The following is an 18,326-nucleotide window of genomic DNA, read 5'->3' on the forward strand; positions in this document are numbered from 1 at the left end:
GTCGTTTTGCAAGGTGCGGCACTACGAACCAGTGCCGCGCTTCGCGCATTAACCAGGCATGATGAAGATTACGAGGCCGCTGTGGGCGCAGGGGATTTTCATGACCCCGCAGCACTTTCAACAGCAAACGATGTGGGACCGGTTTGCTGACGAGCGCGTAGCGCGCATTGCCAGTCCCGATCCGTGGGGCGTCCATCGCGTCGCATTCGACACGCACGCGCTTTCGATCAACCGGTTGCAACTCGCGTCGCTCGCGGTACGGCTGCTGGATGGAACATATGTCGATTCGGAAACGTCGGATCGACTGCCGCCAGCGCGCGATCTTGATGAAGTGCCTGCACAACTGGATGCGGCTACCGTATTGGTCGGCCTGCCGCTGATCGATGCGCAAGGCGGCAACTGCATCGAGGACGGTGAGCGTCCCGCTCGTCCGCGCCGTTTTTTGCGCGAGTACTTGCAGGTCGCCGACATCAACGGTGATGGAAAGGAAGAGATCAGCGTCGAGCGGCATGCGCTCGCGTTGCTATTCGATTTCGAGCAAAACGGGGATTACGTGACCTGTCCGATTGGTCGGGTCGTGCGGAACGCGCAGGGGCGTTTCGAGTTCGACGCGTCGTTCGTGCCGCCTTGCCTCACGTTGTCCGCGAACGAGCAACTGCTTGGACGGATGAACCGGCTATCGGAAGTCCTGCTTGCGAAGAGTGCGAGCCTTGCGGTGCGGCGTCGCGAGCGTTCGGATCAGATTGCCGATTATGCGGTGGCGGACGTATCGCTTTTCTGGCTGCTGCACAGCGTCAATACGACGTGGCCAGATCTCGCGCGTCTATGCCAGGCGCCCGACCAGCATCCCGAGCGCTTGTACGCGGTGCTCGCGCGCCTGGCTGGCTCGCTGCTGACGTTTTCGATGTCGGACTCGTTGCAGGCCATTCCCGCCTACGATCATCGCGCGCCGGAGCCGGTATTTGCCGAACTGGAGTCGCTGATCCGGACGCTGCTCGACACCGTTATCCCGTCGCGCGTCGTGCCTGTCGTGCTTGAACGCATCAAGCCGACGGTGTGGGTGGGTCGCTTCAACGATGAGCGGCTGGTTGAGGACGCCGACTACTACCTGTCCGTGCAGGCAGGCTTGCCCGCGCACCAATTGCTCGATCAGGTGCCGCGCCTGTGCAAGGCTGGCGCGCCGGATGAGGTCGAGCAGATCGTCAATTCGGCCCTGCCCGGCATTCCGCTGCGCACGATGTCGCGTCTGCCCGCCGCGATTCCCGTACGCATCGAGAACCAGTACTTCGCGCTCGACGGCTCACATCCCGCGTTTGCCAGGATGCTCGCCGCGCGCGCCTGCCAGTTTTACATTCCGGCTTCGATCCCGGATGTATCGCTCGAGCTCTACGCGGTGCTGCCGACATGACGAACGTTTCCGCTGTGCTGCCTGTCGCGTTGCGCGACACGGCCGTGCTTGTCGCTGGCCTGAAGGAGGATGGCGCGCCGCAGGTGTACAAGAAGTTTCGCGACACGTGTCAGGACCAGGTCAGGCGACTGCGCGAACAGATGGCCACCGCAGGACATCCCGCCGACGTCGTCGAAGACGCAGCTTACGCGCAATGCGCGTTGCTGGACGAAGCCGTATTGAGCCATTTGAACGGTTCCGACCGGGACAACTGGGAGCACGAACCATTGCAGGTCGAAGAGTTTCGCAGCCATGACGCGGGAGACGAGCTCATTCGCCGGATCGAGCGACGGCTTTCGGAACCACAACCATCGCTGATGCTGCTCGCCATTTTCAATGCGGTGTTGAGTCTCGGATTCCACGGCCGGTTCGCACTTGACGGCGGCGAAGCACGCCTCTCGCTGATGCGGTCAATCGACGAGCGGCTCGAGCGTGGCGGCTGGCGGCGTGCCGATCCATCCACGACGACCGTCATCACGACGGCGCCCTGGTCGCGTCCCTGGTATCACCGCATGAATGCAGTAGCGTGGGTCGTGGCGGCTTGCGTGGCGTCGGGGGTGGTGTATCTGATGCTCGATCGCTGGCTGTCCGCTGCGATCGACAATCTCGCGCATTGATGATGGTGTCCGTGTCCGGTTATCCCTGGCGGTTCGCCTTCGTCTGGATTGCGCTCCTCGCGTTGACGTGGCTGGCGTTGTTCTCACCGTTGACGCGCGGCTGGAACGGGGCGTGCGCCGCGCTCGTATTGCTGGCGGCATTGGTTTGCATCGCGACCGCAACCCGCCGCATGCGGGCACGGCGCACATCGACACAGCATGTCGTGCGCTCCATCGATGCAGCGCTCGCATCATTGCCCGCGGATCTCAAGCGCAATACGCCGCTCGTGCTGACGATTGGCGAACAGGGCAGCGTGCTCTCGCGCGTCTTTGACAAAAGCGCGGTCATCGTCACGGATACGGCGATATGGGTGCGTCACGATGACCCGTCGAAGCTGATGCACCTCGCGGATGCCCTGAAGCGCTGGCGCGGCGGCCAGGGTCCCGACGCCGTCGCCTGGCTGATGACGTCCGACGACCCGGCTAGCGCCGTCGCCCTACAGGCGACGCTCAAGCGCTGGCGAGTCGCGATCAACGAAGCGAGCCGCGCGCTCGGATACAGGTTGCCGATATGCATCGCGATGTACGCGACGGAAACCCGCGACAGGCCGCTGGATTGCCCCTGGTTCGGCGTTTCCGCTCCGGCTCCGTTGGACTTGCCTGCGACGGCCGGGCAGCTTTCGGTGCTGCTTGGTGCATTTGCCGAAAGGGCGATGCCGGAGGACCGCCAGCCGCGAGCGTTCACTGCGACACAACTGGACGCACTCGCACGTTGGGCTTTCGAAGCCGTTTTGCCACCGTTGCTGGATACGCGGCGCGGCTTGCAGGCGTTGACGCTGAACGCTTTCGGCGTGACGGCTGTAGCTGGCCCGATGCTTCCCGATTCGCTATACGGACAGTTCATCGCCGCAACGACGGCGCTCGATCTGCCTGCCGCTGCAGGCATCACGCAGCGTTATCCATTGCCGATACCGCTGATTCGTGGCATTGCGCCACAGCCGGTTCGTCGCGCTTTGCCCGTCGCGCTCGCTCATGCGTTCGCGTGGCTTTCCGTATGGTTCTGCGCGGCGGCGGCGGCTTCCGCGTGGCAGAACCGCGCGCTCGTTTCCGGGGTGCTGGCTCATATGGCGCGCTATGAGGCCATACCGCCGGCACAGGACGCCGCGCGCGTGGACGCGCTCACAGCGCTCAAGCGCGATCGCGACCGGCTCGAGCACTACGCGAGCGCAGGCGTGCCGCCGCGGCTCGGTCTCGGGTTGTATCGCGGCGCGCCGTTGCTGCCCGTCGTCAATCGACTGATTGCCGGTTATCAGCCGCCTGCCCCCGCGCCGTCGACGATCGAACTCGACAGCATGTCGCTCTTCGACAGCGGCAGTTCGAAGCTCAAGTCCGGCTCAAACCGTGCGTTGATTGGCGCGCTCGAAATGATCAAGGCGCACCCGGACAAGCGGGTGTTGATTGCCGGCCACACCGATTCCGTCGGTAGCGCGGGCAGCAACCTGGCGTTGTCCGAGGCCCGGGCCGCTGCCGTCCGCGACTGGCTCGCGGATGCGTCCGGCCTGTCCGTCACGCGCTTCGCGATACAGGGTTACGGCGACACGCGTCCCAAAGCGCCGAATGACGGTGAGGCAGGACGCGCGGCGAACAGGCGCGTCGAGATCACGCTAGTACCCGACTGCCGTGTCGATCGCGGCGACGGTTTTACCCATGGCCATCCGGCCTGCTCATAAGGAGAAGAAGAAATGGCAATTCCCGCATATATGTGGCTCAAGGATGATGGCGGCGCCGACATCAAGGGCTCGGTCACCGTTCACGATCGCGAAGGCAGCGTGGAAGTGGTCCGGTTCGATCACGGCATCCACATTCCGACCGACGGCAACACCGGCAAGCTGACGGGCACGCGTGTGCATGCGCCGATCACCTTCACGAAGGAGACCGACGCGTCGACGCCGTACCTGTACAAGGCGGTGACCAGCGGGCAGACCCTGAAGTCGGTCGAGATCAAGTGGTACAAGATCGACGACGCCGGCAAGGAAAAGGAATACTTCAACACCAAGCTCGACAACGTGAAGGTCGTGGCCGTGCGTCCGAAGATGCTCGACATCAAGATCCCCGAATTCGAGAAGCACAACCATCTCGAAGAAATCGAACTGCGCTACGAAAAGATCACGTGGTCGTACAAGGATGGCAACATCATCCACGGCGATACGTGGAACGAGCGTTCGTAAGCGTTCGAGCATGACGGTCCTGCCTGGCAACACGCCTTGAGGGATCGTCATCGTCTCCGGTTCGCGCAAGCGGACCGGCCTGTGCCCCGTCTATCTTCTGCCATGATCGCCAGAGATTTCTCCCTGTTCCTGCGCCGCCTGAACGAGCATTGCGCACATGCCCTCGCCGACGCGGCGAGCCTGTGCGAAACCCGCGCCCATCGCGATATCGAGGTCGAGCATTGGCTCATCAAGCTACTTGAACTCGGAGACGGCGACCTCGTGGCGCTCATGCGGCGCTATGAACTGGACACCGACGCAATCTGGAACGGCTTGCTGAGCGCGATCGATCGGCTTCCGCATGAGTTGCGCGGCAAGCCCGGGCTGTCGAACCGCCTTGGACAGTTGCTCGAAGCGGCGTGGATGCGCGCTTCGCTGGACTCGTCTGGAACGGGCGGCACCGTCATTCGCTCGGCGCATCTACTGGCCGCATTAGCCGATACGCCATCGTTGCTTCGCGCGCCGGATGCGTGGGCATTGCTGTCGGTATCACCCGCGCAGATCGAGCGGCTGATGCCGGAACTTGACCGCATTTCGATCGAAGCGCCGCGCGGCGACGCGAACGCGGCTGCGCAATCACACGCCGAAGTGACGCCGGACGCGGTGTCCAGAGACGGAAGCGCTCACGCATCCGGCCGCCAGCACTCGAACGACGCGCTTTCGCGCTTCACCATCGATATCACGCAAAAGGCGCGCGAAGGGCGCATCGACCCGGTGTTCGGCCGCGACGTCGAGATTCGCCAGATGGTCGATATTCTTGCGCGGCGGCGCAAGAACAATCCGATTCTGGTGGGCGACCCCGGCGTCGGCAAGACGGCGCTTGTGGAAGGTCTGTCGTTGAAAATCGCGCGAGGCGATGTTCCTCTGGCAATTCGCGACGTCAGCGTGCTGACGCTCGACTTGGGTCTGCTGCAGGCGGGCGCGGGCGTGAAGGGCGAATTCGAGCAGCGCCTGAAAAATGTCATCGAGGCCGTGCAGCAATCGCCTGTGCCCGTTCTGCTGTTCATCGACGAAGCCCACACGCTGATCGGAGCGGGTAATTCCGCAGGCGGCGCGGACGCTGCGAACCTGCTCAAGCCGGCACTCGCGCGTGGCGAATTGCGCACGATCGCAGCGACCACATGGTCGGAGTACAAGCAGTATTTCGAGCGCGATGCCGCACTGGAGCGGCGCTTTCAGATGGTCAAGGTCGACGAGCCCGACGACGACAACGCGTGCCTGATGTTGCGTGGGTTGAAAGAGCGTTACGCGCAACATCATCGCGTGCATATCACCGACGCGGCCGTGGCGTCCGCCGTGAAGCTGTCGCGTCGATATCTGACGGGGCGCCAGTTGCCGGACAAGGCCGTCGATCTTCTCGATACGGCCGCCGCCCGCGTGCGCATGAGCTGCGAGGCGACGCCTTTGGCCATTTCCACGCGCGAGGCAGAGAAAGCGTCGCTCGAAGTCGAGCGCCATGCATTGATCGAGGATCAGGCGGCGGCATCCGCGGACGTTCGCGAGCGCGTGAACGCCATCGACAAGCGGCTTGACGAACTGCGCGCCGGGTTGCACGAACTGGAATCCGCTTTCGCCGCGCAAAAGGAAGCGGCGGCGCGGGTCGTCGAATTGCGCGAGCAATGGCGGGCAACAGCTGACGAAGCAGCGCGCGGCACGCTGCTGCAGTCCATCCGCGAGGCGCATGCGGCACTGACGCAGCGCGGCGCCGAACTACTGGTTCACGCGGAAGTCGACGAAGCTGCGATCGCGTCCGTAATCGCCGACTGGACAGGCGTGCCCGTCGGCAGTCTGCTCGAAGACGAACTCGCGACGCTGGTCGAACTCGAAACGCGGCTTGCGCGCGTCGTCGTCGGTCAGGACGACGCGCTCGCCGCGCTTGGCAAGAGCCTGCGCACCGCGAAAGCGGGACTCAAGTCCGAGGAGGCGCCGCTTGGCGTATTCCTGCTGGTGGGGCCGTCGGGCGTCGGCAAGACGGAGACGGCGCGCGCGCTGGCCGATTTGATGTTCGGCGGCGAACGTGCGCTCATCACGATCAACCTTTCTGAGCACCAGGAAGCCCACACCGTATCGCAACTCAAAGGCTCGCCGCCTGGCTATGTCGGCTACGGCCAGGGCGGGGTGCTGACAGAAGCGGTGCGTCAGCGGCCGTACAGCGTGATCTTGCTGGATGAGGTCGAGAAAGCACATCGGGATGTCTTGAACCTGTTCTATCAGGTGTTCGACCGTGGCTTCATGCGAGACGGCGAAGGGCGCATCATCGACTTCCGCAACACGGTGATTCTGATGACGTCGAATCTGGCCAGCGAGCAAATCGTGACCGCGATCGACACGGCAAATGAAGCCGCGAGCGAAGTTGCGCGGGACGGCTCCGACCATGTGCCTGTCAGCGACGCACTGCTGATGGAGCGTGTTCGTCCCGTGCTGGTCGAGCACTTCCAACCGGCGTTGCTCGCGCGGTTTCAATCGGTGATCTATCGGCCGCTTTCGGCTGCGGCGCTTGGGACTATCGTGCGCATGAAGCTCGATAAGGTCGCGCACCGGATCGAAAAGCGTTTCGAAGTCGCCTTGATCTGCGACGACACGCTGATCGATGAAATTGTCCGAGCCTGCCAGACGCCGGACTCAGGCGCACGAAATATCGACAGCTTGCTCGATCAACAGATTCTGCCCGTGCTGTCGCGTGAGTTGCTGGTGCGTTCGGCGAAAGGCAAGTTGCCGGCCTCGATACGGTTGTCGGTGAGCGAGACGGAAGGCGTGATCGTGGATTTCGAAGAAGCGTGGCTTCACGATGAGGCCGCCGCGTGACGGGAGGCGGCCCCGGACTTTTCGAAATGGTGACCGGGCACTTTGCGAACGGCGCGGCCGTCGACGAGTTCGACGCCCAGACACAGACGTTTCTGTCCGTGCAGGACAACATACATCGCATTCTGAACAGTCGCCGCGACGGACTCGTGCATCTGCCGGACTACGGTCTCGCGGATCTATCGGAGATCTACCGGCATTTGCCGGCGTCGGCGCACAAACTCCGCCGCGAGATCGAGCTGACGCTGCTCAAATATGAACCGCGTCTGGCACGCATCGATATCACGATCGACGAGACCGAGGCAGGCATGCTGCTGAGTTTCACGATGTCGTGCCATCTTCACAAGCAAGGGCTCGTGCGATTCGGCACGCACTTCACGCCGGACGGGCGTACCCGGCTGAAGATGTTGAACCGGGATATCGACCGGTATTGACTCTCGCCGCCCCACCCACCCCTTCGCGCTATCATCTCTATCTTCCACGGTTCAACGACACAGCCGGACATGGCAAGAGAAAACACGACAGGAGTGGGACACCGGGCTGCGGGACCTCAGGCGGCGCGCGCATCGGCCGACGAGGACACCGCGCGCAGCACGGAAATCGCGGAATCCGCCGAAGAGGAAGCCGGCGGCGGCTCGACGTACCTCGTCCCCGGCCTCGAACGCGGCTTGCGCATTCTTGCCGAGTTCTCGGCGCGCGAACCCGTACTCGGCGCGCCCGAGCTGTCCAAGCGCATCGGCATCCCGCGCACGACCACATTCCGTTTGCTGCAAACGCTCGAAGCACTCGGTTTTCTCGAACGCGCGAATGGCGACCGGCATTTTCGTCTTGGCGTCGCGGTGTTGCGCCTCGGCTTCGAGTATCTGAGTTCGCTCGAACTGACCGACTTCGGCACACCGATCCTCGAACGGCTGCGCGATCAGACTGGCTTGAGCACGCATCTGCTGATACGCGACGAACGCGATGTCGTGTTCGTCGCGAAGGCGCAGACGCATGATCCGATGTTCAGTTCGGTGAAGGTGCATGTCGGCACGCGGCTGCCCGCGCACGCGACCGTCCACGGCCAGGTGCTGATGGGCGATCTCTCGCTGATGCAGTTGCGCCAGCTTTATCCCGAGCAGAAGCTCGAACGCTTCACCGACCGCACGCCCGCCACCGTCGACGAACTGTACGAACGAATCCGCGAAACGGCCGCGCAGGGCTATGCAATCAGCGAGGCATCGTTCGAGCGCGGCATATCCGTGGTCAGCGCGCCCGTGCGCGACCAGACGGGCAAGATCGTCGCGGCGATGACGACGACAGTGCCGCGTTCCGATATCGGTGACGACGATCGTGCGCCGCTCGTCGCGAAGGTGTGCGGCGCGGCGCTCGATCTGTCGGCGCGTCTGAACTACCGTCCGTCCGCCGACGATCCGACGCTCGCGCAAACGCGTCGCTAGACGCGGCCTCGCCCTCGCGTCGCAATAGCGCGGCAGAAAAACGAAAACAGGCGGCCTCGAAGAGCCGCCTGTTTCATTTCGAGCCTTAAAAAAGGCCTCAAACCATCGCTCAGAACGAGTGATGAATGCCCGTCAGAACAATCGCCTGATTGCGGCCGCCCGACACGCCAGCCGTGAAGAACGCGGCGTTCGCATTCTCGTTCGCGTGCTCATAGAGCACGTTCACATAGACCTGCGTGCGCTTGGACAGCGCATAGATATCGCCGATTTCGAACTGCGTCCAGCGGCGGCCCGACAGCGTCGTCGTCGCGGCGCCGCCCGCGAGCGTGTTGGCCGGCGTGAACTGATAGTTCGCGCCCGCGTCCCAGCTCTGATACGTGTCCGAGAATCCGTTCGACTGCAACTTCACGCGTGTGTACAGCGCATGCACGAGCAGCTTGCCGAGCTGATACGACAGGCCCGCGCCCATGTTCTCGACCTTGTCGGCGGAGTAGGTTGCGGCCGGCACGCCCTGGAACGTGTTGATGCCCGTCGTGATGATCGAAGGCGTGCGGTTGTGCTCGTTCGAGTAGACAGCCGCCGCCTTGAATGGGCCGTTCGCATAGTTCACGCCGAAACTCATCGTCTTGCCCGTCGAGAAGTTCGTCGTATTGCCGAGGCCCATCATCGCGCCGACTGTGAAGCCCGCGTAGCTGACTGACTTGAACTTCACCGAGTTGTCGAACGGTACGACGCCCGTGTCAGCCAGTTCGTCGATGTTGCCGGGGTGGAACGCAAACCAGCTTGCCGCGAGATACCCGGTGCTGAGCGGGCCGAGCATGTCGAAGTTGAACGGCGTCTGATGGCCGAGCGTGATCTGCCCGAACTGGTCGGAACTGATGCCCACGTACGCCTGCCGGTTGAACAGCGTGCCCGCTTTCGCGAAGTTGCCGGTGTTCGTATAGAAGCCGTTTTCCAGCTGGAAGATCGTGTGCAGACCGCCGCCCAGATCTTCGACGCCGCGCAGGCCCCAGCGGTCCGGCTGCATGTTGCCCTGTTCTTCCATCCACTTCGTATGCCCGCCGACGTTGCTCACGTAAGCAATGCCGGCATCGAGGCTGCCGTACAGCGTGACGCTGCTTTGCGCCCATGCCGTCGATGTCACCACAAGTCCTGCCACGCCGGCAGCAATGATGCGTTTCACCCTTGGTACTCCTGATCGTGTAGTCGAGAGCCGGACGTGCCGGTTTCTCTTCCTTTGCCTGTCATCTCTCTGGATGGCCTTCTGGTCGCCTGCTACGTTGGCTATCCGCTTTACGTTCCACCTATGGGCACATGTATCGCCTATGGAAAGTATAGAGAGTCAATTGAGCGATCAAAAAAGTTTTTGCGACAGTGAAAACCCTCATTCATCAGATCACTTCGAATGCCGTACGCGCGCGCTCTTTATGCGCAGCAACCCATTGATTTGGCCCGGTTAACGGGCTTCTTACGTTGCAAAAAAGCCGCTGTTGGTGTTTTCCCTGGAAGCGCAGAATTTTTATTTTGTTCGTCCAAACATGTTTCTATAATGACCATACATAAACTGATGTTCCTTAGGTGGAACGTCAAACGGTCGGAACCGGTTGGTCGGAGAAGGTGAGAAATGAGTGAACAGTGGCTTTGCGCCGGACACGCCGGCGCGTTATCCGAAGACGCGCCCGTCGAGTTCAAGCTCGGCGACGGCAAGGAAATCGGCATCTACAAGGTGGGCGATGAGGTCTACGCGCTCGAGAACGTCTGCCCGCATGCGTATGCGCTGCTGACGCAAGGCTTCATCGACGGCGACACGGTCGAATGTCCGCTGCACGAAGCCGTTTTTCACATCCCGACGGGCAAGTGTCTGAAAGAGCCGGGTGGCCGCGACCTGAAGGTGTACGCGGTGCGCCTCGCGGGTGAAGAAATCCAGATCAAGGTGGAATGACATGAAAGAAGCCGTCGTGAACTTCAATCCTTTCCTGAAGCCGTGGCTCGCGCCGCAGCCGAACAACGTCGCCGGCAAGGGTGTGATCGAAAAGCCGGGTGAGACCGACAACATGATCTGGCAGACGCGCAAGGCGGAGCCGACGCAATACGAAAACGACTTCGGCAATGCACTGGAACAGGTGTTCGAAGCAGGTGCCGTCGAGTTGCATGAAGTGGTGGCGGGCCTGAACAGCGTTGGATTCCGCACGCCGGAAGGCGCGCAGTGGAGCGAAGAGCGTCTCGCTGCGGAACTGCGGCTGCTCGCGGAATAAGCGCCACGCGAACACTCGACCCAAGCGAACACGGAGTTTCCCCATGACGTCTCTCAATACAACGAGCCCCGCAGCCGATCCGATTCAGGCTTATCTCGACCGCGGCATCAAGAACTACTGGTATCCCGTCGCGCCGAGCTGGCAGGTAGGCAATGCGCCCATCGGCCTCACGCGACTCAGCGAGCAGATCGTGCTGTGGCGCGATCAGGACGGCAAAGTCCACGCCCTTGAAGACCGTTGCCCGCATCGCGGCGCGCGCCTGTCGCTCGGCTGGAATCTCGGCAATCGCGTCGCGTGCTGGTACCACGGCATCGAAGTCGACGGCTCGGGCACCGTGCAGGCCGTGCCTGCCGTGTCGGCCTGTCCCCTCGAAGGACAGAAGTGCGTGAAGTCGTATCCCGTCGAGGAACATGCGGGCGCGATCTTCCTGTGGTTCGGCGACGACGCGCACAAGGAGCCGACGCCGCTCGCACTGCCCGAAGAACTGGTCGGCGCGGAGTACTCGCAGTTCCTGTGCGTATCGAACTGGAAGTGCAACTATCAATATGCGATCGACAACGTGATGGACCCGATGCACGGCGCGTATCTGCACGCGACGTCACATTCGATGGCAGAAGGCGACAAGCAGGCCGACATGCGCGTGCGTAAAACCGAGACTGGCCTCATGTTCGAGAAGGTCGGTCAGCGCGACGTGAATTTCGACTGGGTCGAACTCGGCGAAACGGGTTGCCTGTGGATGCGTCTCGCGATTCCCTATAAGAAGAAGTTCGGCCCTGGCGGCAGCTTCGGCATCGTCGGCTTTGCGGTGCCCGTCGATAACGACAACTGCCAGGTCTACTTCTGGCGCACTCGCAAGGTGAGCGGCTGGCAGCGCGACGCATGGCGCTTCCTGTATCGCAATCGTCTTGAAGGGCTGCACTGGGCGGTGCTCGAACAAGATCGCTATGTGCTCGAAAGCCTCGCACCGAACGCACGCGCCCACGAATTCCTCTATCAGCACGATGTCGGCATGACGCGCGTGCGCCGCATGCTGCGTCAACGCGCGCAACAGCATTTCGCCGATCTCGAAGCGCTCAACGCGAAGCAGGCGGAGGCGGGTGCGCAAGCGTCGACGGGGCACGCTCATGCCTGATGTCACGGTCTCCAGCCTGAGCGGACGGCGTGTCGTCGTGACAGGCGGCGCGCGTGGGCTTGGCGCAGCGTTCATCGAAGCGCTTGCCAAAGCAGACGCGCATGTCGTGTTCGGTGATGTGCTCGAAGCGGAAGGTCGCGCGCTCGCAGAGAAGCTCGGCGCGAACGCACATTTCATTCCGCTCGATCTCGCAAGTCCCGACAGCATCAATGCGTTCGTCGCGCAGGCAGCGCAGAAGATCGGCGGCATCGACGCGCTGATCAACAACGCCGCCATCACCAACTCTGGCGGACGCTTCGCAGAAGAGCTGACCACGCAAACGTGGGACGCCGTGATGAACGTCAACGTGCGCGGCACGTGGCTGATGTGTACGGCAGCGCTGCCGCATCTGAGCGACTCGAAGCGCGGCGCGATCGTCAATATCGCATCGGACACGGCGATGTGGGGCGCGCCGAAGCTGCTCGCATACGTTGCGAGCAAAGGTGCGGTCATCGCAATGACGCGTTCGCTCGCACGCGAATTCGGCGTACACGGCATCACGGTGAATGCGATTGCACCCGGCCTCACGGAAGTCGAAGCGACGGCCTACGTACCCGCCGAGCGCCACGAGTATTACCTGAAAGGCCGCGCGTTGAACCGCGCACAAGTGCCCGACGACGTAACGGGCCCCGTGCTTTTCCTGCTGACGGATGCCGCCCGCTTCGTGACGGGCCAGTTGCTGCCCGTGAACGGCGGCTTCGTGATGAATTGACCTTGCTCGAACCAGCAAACCACATGGAGAAAACAATGGCCGACGCCGATCTCGAACGCAAATCGTGGGATCAACCCGCCGACGCAAGTTTCGAACAATGGATGGACACGCGCGTCGCGCGGTTCGAAACGCGCCGCTACGACTGGGACGCGCTGAAGTTCCAGGCCGACTACGACCCGAAGTACCGCCGCGCGCAAATGCGCTATGTCGGCACGGGCGGCACGGGTGTCGCCAAAGACATGAACACGGTGCCCGCCGGCAACTTCACGTTTTCGACGATGGTGATTCCCGCCGGCAACATCGGCCCTAGCCACATTCATACCGACGTCGAAGAAATCTTCTTCGTGCTGCGCGGCAAGATGAAAGTGATCTGTGAGCGCGATGGCCAAACGTGGGAAGCCGTGCTCGGCGAACGCGATCTGATTTCGGTGCCGCCGGGTGTGTATCGCACGGAAATCAACATCGGTGAAGAAGACGCGCTGATGTGCGTGATGCTCGGTTCGTCGAAGCCGATCACGCCGACGTATCCGCCCGATTCCCCGCTCGCGAAGATCAAGCGCGATCTCGCGAAGTAAACCAACACACATCACTCACGAAGCGAAGCCCATGTCCGCAGCCTTGCCCGTTACTGTCGATCGAAACGCCACGCTGGAAACGCGCCTCTCGCACTTCCCGGCACAGCGGATCTCGATTGCGCCGCAACGCGCGATGGGTTATCGCGCAGCGGGCGCCGGCCATGCCGATGCGTTGCCGCTCGTGCTGTTGCACGGCATTGGATCGGGCGCGGCTTCGTGGGTGCAACAGTTCGAAACGCTCGGCACGACACGCCGCGTGTTCGCGTGGGACGCGCCGGGCTACGGCGAATCGACGCCAGTCGTGTCGGCATCGCCTGAAGCAAATGAATATGCGAGCGCGCTCAACGCATGGCTCGACGCGCTCGACATAGAACGTTGCGTACTGGTCGGTCATTCGCTCGGCGCGATCATCGCGGGTTCGTTCGCAGCGTCGCATGCGGAACGTGTCGCGGGGCTGTTGCTGATTTCGCCCGCAGCGGGCTACGGCGCGGCATCCGAAGAAGTACGCGCATCGAAGCGCGACAGCCGCCTCGCGATGCTCGCCAAACTCGGCCCGCAAGGACTCGCGGACCAACGTAGCGCCAACATGTTGTCGCCGCACGCCGACGACGCATCGCGCGACTGGGTGCGCTGGAACATGTCGCGCATCGTGCCGCACGGTTACGCGCAGGCGACGCATCTGCTCGCCAACGCGGACCTCGCCAGCGATGTCGCGAAGATCAACAGCCGCATCGCCGTCGCGGTCGGCGCGGAAGACTCGATCACGCCGCCGTCGTCATGCGAGCGGATCGCACAGGCGGCGCGTACGCGTTTGCAGATCATCCCGCGCGCGGGTCACGCGGGCTATATCGAAGCGGGCAATGAATACACCGCGCTCATCGACGCTTTCTGCCGCGCGAGCGACGGCCAATGGAGCAAAGCATGACCCCCGAATTGACGGGCACTGCGCCTGAAGCAGAAGACGACCGCAACGACGCGAATTACCGCGTGCCCGGTCTCGAACGTGGCCTGCGCATTCTCACGGAATTTTCGCCGCGCGAGCCGGTGCTCGGCGCGCCCGAGTTGTCGAAGCGCCTCGGCATTCCGCGCACGACGGTTTTCCGTCTGCTGCAGACGCTCGAATCGCTCGGCTTTCTGGAGCGCGCGGATCGGGACCGCAACTATCGCCTGGGCGTCGCGGTACTGCGCCTCGGCTTCGAATATCTCAGTTCGCTCGAACTCACCGATCTCGGCTTGCCGTTGATCGAAGGCTTGCGCGACGCAACGGGGCTGACCACGCACATCGTGATCCGCGACGGCCGCGACGTGGTGTTCGTCGCGAAGGCGCAAAGCCACGCGCCCGTGTTCAGCTCGGTGAAGGTGAACGTCGGCACGCGGTTGCCCGCGCATGCGACGACGCACGGTCATGTACTGATGGGTGATCTCTCGCTCGACGAACTGCGCGCGCTGTATCCGGAGAAGACGCTCGAGCGCTTCACGAAACACACGCCCGCCACCGTCGACGAACTGTACGAGCGTGTGAAGGACGACGCGGTGCGCGGTTTCGCGATCAGCGAATCGTCCTTTGAAAACGGCATTTCCGTGATCAGCGCGCCCGTGCGCAACGACACGGGCCGCATCGCCGCCGTCATCACGACGACGATTCCGCGTCCGCAGATCGACGCGGCGCTGCTGGATGGCGGCCTGATCGACAAGGTGCGCAGCGCGGCGGAGCAACTGTCGCTGCGGTTGAACTATCGGCCGTCGGCGGAAAGCAGGTATATGAAGGCATTGGGGCTCTGATGATTCAAATCGATCTCACAGGAAAGGTTGCAGTGGTGACGGGCGGCTCGTCCGGCATCGGTCTCGCAACGGCCGAACTCTTTTTGCGCGCGGGCGCATCGGTAGCGATCTGCGGTCGCGACGCCGACCGGCTCGCGAGCGCAGAAGCTTCACTGCGCGCCCAGTTTCCGCAAGCGCAATTGCTCGCCGCGCGCTGCAACGTGCTCGACGCGAATGAGGTCACGAAGTTTGCGAACGATGTACAGCAACGCTTCGGCCGCGCCGACATGCTCGTGAACAACGCAGGCCAGGGCCGCGTATCGACCTTCGCCGATACCAGCGACGAAGCATGGCGCGAAGAACTGGACCTCAAGTACTTCAGCGTCATCCGACCGACCCGCGCGTTTCTGCCGATGCTCACGCAAGCCGCGCAGCAAGGAAACGGCTCGATCGTCTGCGTGAATTCGCTGCTCGCACTGCAGCCCGAGCCGCATATGGTCGCGACCTCGTCGGCGCGCGCGGGCGTGCAGAACCTGATCAAGTCGCTTGCCGTCGAACTCGCGCCGCAGCGCATTCGCGTGAACTCGATTCTGATCGGCATCGTCGAGTCGGGCCAATGGCGCCGCCGCTATCAGACGCAGGCAAAGCCGGGTCAAAGCTGGGAAGACTGGACCGGCGAACTCGCGCGCACGAAGCACATTCCGCTCGGCCGCTTCGGCCGTCCTGAAGAGGCCGCACAAGCGCTCTTTTATCTCGCTACACCCCTGTCGTCGTACACGACGGGAAGCCATATCGATGTTTCCGGAGGCGTTGCACGTCATGTCTAACAAAACCACCGTCGGCGAGCTGATCGCCGCTTTCCTCGAGCAATGCGGCGTCAAAACCGCATTCGGCGTGATCTCGATCCACAACATGCCGATCCTCGACGCGATCAATACGCGCGGCAACATTCGCTATGTCGGCGCACGCGGCGAAGCGGGCGCACTGAACATGGCCGATGGGCTGGCGCGCGTGTCGGGCGGCCTCGGCGTCGCGTTCACGAGCACGGGCACGGCTGCGGGCAACGCGGCGGGCGCGATGGTCGAAGCGCTGACGGCAGGCACGGCGCTCGTGCATATCACCGGTCAGATCGAATCGACGTATCTGGATCAGGATCTCGCGTACATCCACGAAGCGCCTGATCAACTGGCGATGCTCTCGTCGATTTCGAAGGCCGCGTACCGCGTGCGCTCGGTCGAGACCGCACTGGCAACGATCCGCGAAGCCGTGCGCGTCGCGCAAACTGCGCCGAGCGGCCCTGTCAGTGTCGAGATTCCTATCGACATCCAGGCCGCCGAAATCGAATGGCCCGTCGACATGGCCGCGCCGCACGTCAGCACGCTGACGCACGACACGAAGCGCGTCGAGCAGCTCGCCGACGAACTCGCGAAAGCAAAGCGTCCGTTGCTGTGGCTCGGCGGAGGCACGCGTCATGCGCGTGCGCAGGTCGAGCGCCTCGTGAAGCTCGGCTTCGGCGTCGTGACCAGCGTGCAGGGCCGTGGCGTGCTGCCCGAAGATCATCCCGCGACGCTCGGCGCATTCAACGTGCAGCCGACCGTCGAGAAGTTCTACAAGACCTGCGATGCGCTGCTCGTAGTCGGCTCGCGTCTGCGCGGCAACGAGACGCTCAAGTACAAGCTCGCGCTGCCGCAGCCGCTGTTCCGCGTCGACGCCGACGCACTCGCCGACAACCGTGGCTATCGCAACGAGCTGTTCGTTCATGGCGACGCAGTCGCCGTGCTCAATCAACTCGCGACGCTGCTCGAAGGCCGCATGAAGATCGACCCTGCATTTGCAGGCGATCTCGCTGCGACGCGCGAAGTCGCTGTCGCTGAAACGGGTAAGGGTTTGGGACCGTACAAGCGCCTCGTCGACGCGTTGCAACATGCGGTTGGCCGCGACTACAACTGGGTACGCGACGTGACGATCTCGAACAGCACGTGGGGCAACCGCATGCTGAAGATCTTCCAGCCGCGCGCGGGCGTGCATGCGTTGGGCGGCGGCATCGGCCAGGGTATCCAGATGGCCATCGGCGCGGCGCTCGCGGATGCGGCGGCGAAGACCGTTTGCCTCGTCGGCGATGGCGGCCTGATGGTCAACGTCGGCGAACTGGTGACGGCTGTGCAGGAGAACGCGAACGTGATGATCGTGCTGATGAACGATCAATGCTATGGCGTGATCCGCAACATTCAGGACGCGCACTATGGCGGCCGCCGGTGCTACGTGCAGCTGCATCAACCGGATTTTGCGCAGTTCTGCGCGAGCTTCGGCCTCACGCACTACCGCATTTCGTCGCTGGATCAAGCCGACGACATTATCCGCGAAGGCATCGCGAAGAACGGGCCGGTGCTGGTCGAAGTGGACATGCTGTCGGTCGGTTCATTCGCCACGGCCTTCGCTGGCCCGCCCGTGCGCAAACAGGAGCCTGAACATGCCTAACGTTGCGGGCATCAATCATCACACGCCGCTCGACATCGCGATGATCGGCTTCGGCGCGATCGGTCAGACCGTGTATCACGCCGTCGCCGCCGATCCGCAAGTGCATGTGTCGCATGTGATCGTGCCCGAGCATCAGGCGAACGCCGTGCGCGAGCAGGTCGGACCGGATGTGGACGTGGTGTGGTCCGTCGATGCATTGAAGTCGCGTCCGCAGTTCGCGCTCGAATGCGCGGGACACGGCGCGCTGGTGAGCCATGTCGTGCCGCTGCTGAAGGCGGGCACGGATTGCGCGGTTGCTTCGATCGGCGCGCTGTCGGATCTGAGCCTGCTCGAAGCGCTGAACGCCGCCGCCGATGAAGGTCATGCAACGGTGACGCTGTTGTCAGGTGCAATCGGCGGCATCGATGCGCTCGCGGCGGCGAAGCTCGGCGGCCTCGACGAAGTGCAATACATCGGCCGCAAGCCGCCTACGGGCTGGCTCGGCACGCCCGCCGAGCAACTCTGCGATCTGCAAGCGCTGACTGAAGCACGCGTGATTTTTGAAGGCAGTGCGCGTGAAGCGGCCCGCCTGTATCCGAAGAACGCGAATGTCGCGGCGACCGTCGCGCTCGCGGGTCTCGGCCTCGATCAGACGATGGTGCGTCTGATCGCCGATCCCACTGTGACGCGCAACGTGCATCGCATCGTCGCGCGCGGCGCGTTCGGCGAGATGTCGCTCGAAATGAGTGGCAAGCCGCTGCCCGACAATCCGAAGACCTCTGCATTGACCGCGTTCAGCGCGATCCGCGCGCTGCGCAATCGCGCGGCCCGCTGCGTGATCTGA

The 18,326-nt window shown here is 63.0% G+C and carries 18 protein-coding genes; 17 read left to right on the forward strand and 1 reads right to left on the reverse strand.

The window, feature by feature from the left end; genetic code table 11:
• Positions 1 to 61: 61 nt before the first annotated feature.
• The 7 genes from tssK to BLT65_RS22335 all read left to right on the forward strand — a co-directional run bounded on the left by tssK (position 62) and on the right by BLT65_RS22335 (position 8,551).
• Complete coding sequence (gene tssK, locus BLT65_RS22305; RefSeq protein ID WP_091781185.1) at positions 62 to 1,408, forward strand: type VI secretion system baseplate subunit TssK; 1,347 nt, start codon at positions 62 to 64, stop codon at positions 1,406 to 1,408.
• Positions 1,405 to 2,064, forward strand: a complete 660-nt coding sequence (locus BLT65_RS22310; RefSeq protein ID WP_091780992.1) for a DotU family type IV/VI secretion system protein — start codon at positions 1,405 to 1,407, stop codon at positions 2,062 to 2,064. The genes tssK and BLT65_RS22310 overlap by 4 nt, the downstream gene beginning before the upstream one ends.
• A 2-nt stretch (positions 2,065 to 2,066) precedes the next feature.
• Positions 2,067 to 3,773, forward strand: coding sequence for an OmpA family protein (locus tag BLT65_RS22315; protein WP_244186550.1), 1,707 nt, complete (start codon positions 2,067 to 2,069; stop codon positions 3,771 to 3,773).
• Positions 3,774 to 3,785: 12 nt separating this feature from the next.
• Complete coding sequence (locus tag BLT65_RS22320) at positions 3,786 to 4,271, forward strand: Hcp family type VI secretion system effector (protein ID WP_007587801.1); 486 nt, start codon at positions 3,786 to 3,788, stop codon at positions 4,269 to 4,271.
• 102 nt (positions 4,272 to 4,373) lie between these two features.
• Positions 4,374 to 7,115, forward strand: a complete 2,742-nt coding sequence (gene tssH / locus BLT65_RS22325; RefSeq protein WP_091780998.1) for a type VI secretion system ATPase TssH — start codon at positions 4,374 to 4,376, stop codon at positions 7,113 to 7,115.
• Positions 7,112 to 7,546 (forward strand): type VI secretion system baseplate subunit TssE, encoded by a 435-nt coding sequence (tssE, locus tag BLT65_RS22330; protein ID WP_042304472.1) that lies wholly within the window; start codon positions 7,112 to 7,114, stop codon positions 7,544 to 7,546. Before tssH ends, tssE begins: the two co-directional genes overlap by 4 nt.
• Positions 7,547 to 7,615: 69 nt before the next feature.
• Positions 7,616 to 8,551, forward strand: coding sequence for an IclR family transcriptional regulator (locus BLT65_RS22335; protein ID WP_091781001.1), 936 nt, complete (start codon positions 7,616 to 7,618; stop codon positions 8,549 to 8,551).
• A gap of 109 nt (positions 8,552 to 8,660) precedes the next feature.
• Here BLT65_RS22335 and BLT65_RS22340 read toward each other — a convergent pair whose 3' ends face one another.
• Positions 8,661 to 9,734 (reverse strand): porin, encoded by a 1,074-nt coding sequence (locus BLT65_RS22340; protein ID WP_091781004.1) that lies wholly within the window; start codon positions 9,732 to 9,734, stop codon positions 8,661 to 8,663.
• Positions 9,735 to 10,175: 441 nt separating this feature from the next.
• Between BLT65_RS22340 and BLT65_RS22345 the strand changes: the two genes are divergently transcribed.
• From BLT65_RS22345 to BLT65_RS22390, 10 genes are read left to right on the forward strand one after another with little or no spacing between them, the layout of a single operon-like run.
• Positions 10,176 to 10,493 (forward strand): non-heme iron oxygenase ferredoxin subunit, encoded by a 318-nt coding sequence (locus tag BLT65_RS22345; RefSeq protein WP_091781007.1) that lies wholly within the window; start codon positions 10,176 to 10,178, stop codon positions 10,491 to 10,493.
• 1 nt (position 10,494) lies between these two features.
• On the forward strand, positions 10,495 to 10,806 hold the full coding sequence (locus tag BLT65_RS22350; RefSeq protein WP_091781010.1) for a recombinase-like helix-turn-helix domain-containing protein: 312 nt from the start codon (positions 10,495 to 10,497) through the stop codon (positions 10,804 to 10,806).
• Between the two features lie 43 nt (positions 10,807 to 10,849).
• Entirely contained in the window at positions 10,850 to 11,938 is a 1,089-nt protein-coding gene (locus BLT65_RS22355) for an aromatic ring-hydroxylating oxygenase subunit alpha (protein WP_091781013.1), read from the forward strand.
• A complete protein-coding gene (locus tag BLT65_RS22360) occupies positions 11,931 to 12,689 on the forward strand; it encodes an SDR family oxidoreductase (RefSeq protein ID WP_091781016.1) in 759 nt (252 codons plus the stop codon). Before BLT65_RS22355 ends, BLT65_RS22360 begins: the two co-directional genes overlap by 8 nt.
• A 35-nt stretch (positions 12,690 to 12,724) precedes the next feature.
• Positions 12,725 to 13,264: a cupin domain-containing protein gene (locus BLT65_RS22365; RefSeq protein ID WP_035999007.1), complete on the forward strand. Its 540-nt coding sequence runs from the start codon at positions 12,725 to 12,727 to the stop codon at positions 13,262 to 13,264.
• A gap of 31 nt (positions 13,265 to 13,295) precedes the next feature.
• Positions 13,296 to 14,189, forward strand: a complete 894-nt coding sequence (locus BLT65_RS22370) for an alpha/beta fold hydrolase (protein ID WP_091781019.1) — start codon at positions 13,296 to 13,298, stop codon at positions 14,187 to 14,189.
• Positions 14,186 to 15,046, forward strand: a complete 861-nt coding sequence (locus tag BLT65_RS22375; RefSeq protein ID WP_007587790.1) for an IclR family transcriptional regulator — start codon at positions 14,186 to 14,188, stop codon at positions 15,044 to 15,046. Before BLT65_RS22370 ends, BLT65_RS22375 begins: the two co-directional genes overlap by 4 nt.
• Positions 15,046 to 15,852 (forward strand): SDR family oxidoreductase, encoded by an 807-nt coding sequence (locus BLT65_RS22380; RefSeq protein ID WP_091781022.1) that lies wholly within the window; start codon positions 15,046 to 15,048, stop codon positions 15,850 to 15,852. Before BLT65_RS22375 ends, BLT65_RS22380 begins: the two co-directional genes overlap by 1 nt.
• On the forward strand, positions 15,845 to 17,503 hold the full coding sequence (locus BLT65_RS22385) for a thiamine pyrophosphate-binding protein (protein ID WP_091781025.1): 1,659 nt from the start codon (positions 15,845 to 15,847) through the stop codon (positions 17,501 to 17,503). Before BLT65_RS22380 ends, BLT65_RS22385 begins: the two co-directional genes overlap by 8 nt.
• Positions 17,496 to 18,326, forward strand: coding sequence for an aspartate dehydrogenase (locus BLT65_RS22390; RefSeq protein ID WP_091781028.1), 831 nt, complete (start codon positions 17,496 to 17,498; stop codon positions 18,324 to 18,326). Before BLT65_RS22385 ends, BLT65_RS22390 begins: the two co-directional genes overlap by 8 nt.

This window comes from Paraburkholderia steynii (genome assembly GCF_900100565.1).
In the GTDB taxonomy this organism is placed as follows: Bacteria; Pseudomonadota; Gammaproteobacteria; order Burkholderiales; family Burkholderiaceae; genus Paraburkholderia; species Paraburkholderia terrae.

Bases quoted from the DNA above. Each gene is read 5' to 3' on its own strand.
- tssK (WP_091781185.1), top strand. From the start codon at position 62: ATGAAGATTACGAGGCCGCTGTGGGCGCAGGGGATTTTCATGACCCCG.
- BLT65_RS22320 (WP_007587801.1), top strand. From the start codon at position 3,786: ATGGCAATTCCCGCATATATGTGGCTCAAGGATGATGGCGGCGCCGAC.
- BLT65_RS22310 (WP_091780992.1), top strand. From the start codon at position 1,405: ATGACGAACGTTTCCGCTGTGCTGCCTGTCGCGTTGCGCGACACGGCC.
- BLT65_RS22370 (WP_091781019.1), top strand. From the start codon at position 13,296: ATGTCCGCAGCCTTGCCCGTTACTGTCGATCGAAACGCCACGCTGGAA.
- BLT65_RS22315 (WP_244186550.1), top strand. From the start codon at position 2,067: ATGGTGTCCGTGTCCGGTTATCCCTGGCGGTTCGCCTTCGTCTGGATT.
- BLT65_RS22385 (WP_091781025.1), top strand. From the start codon at position 15,845: ATGTCTAACAAAACCACCGTCGGCGAGCTGATCGCCGCTTTCCTCGAG.
- BLT65_RS22365 (WP_035999007.1), top strand. From the start codon at position 12,725: ATGGCCGACGCCGATCTCGAACGCAAATCGTGGGATCAACCCGCCGAC.
- BLT65_RS22350 (WP_091781010.1), top strand. From the start codon at position 10,495: ATGAAAGAAGCCGTCGTGAACTTCAATCCTTTCCTGAAGCCGTGGCTC.
- BLT65_RS22355 (WP_091781013.1), top strand. From the start codon at position 10,850: ATGACGTCTCTCAATACAACGAGCCCCGCAGCCGATCCGATTCAGGCT.
- BLT65_RS22375 (WP_007587790.1), top strand. From the start codon at position 14,186: ATGACCCCCGAATTGACGGGCACTGCGCCTGAAGCAGAAGACGACCGC.
- BLT65_RS22390 (WP_091781028.1), top strand. From the start codon at position 17,496: ATGCCTAACGTTGCGGGCATCAATCATCACACGCCGCTCGACATCGCG.
- BLT65_RS22380 (WP_091781022.1), top strand. From the start codon at position 15,046: ATGATTCAAATCGATCTCACAGGAAAGGTTGCAGTGGTGACGGGCGGC.
- BLT65_RS22335 (WP_091781001.1), top strand. From the start codon at position 7,616: ATGGCAAGAGAAAACACGACAGGAGTGGGACACCGGGCTGCGGGACCT.
- BLT65_RS22360 (WP_091781016.1), top strand. From the start codon at position 11,931: ATGCCTGATGTCACGGTCTCCAGCCTGAGCGGACGGCGTGTCGTCGTG.
- BLT65_RS22345 (WP_091781007.1), top strand. From the start codon at position 10,176: ATGAGTGAACAGTGGCTTTGCGCCGGACACGCCGGCGCGTTATCCGAA.
- tssH (WP_091780998.1), top strand. From the start codon at position 4,374: ATGATCGCCAGAGATTTCTCCCTGTTCCTGCGCCGCCTGAACGAGCAT.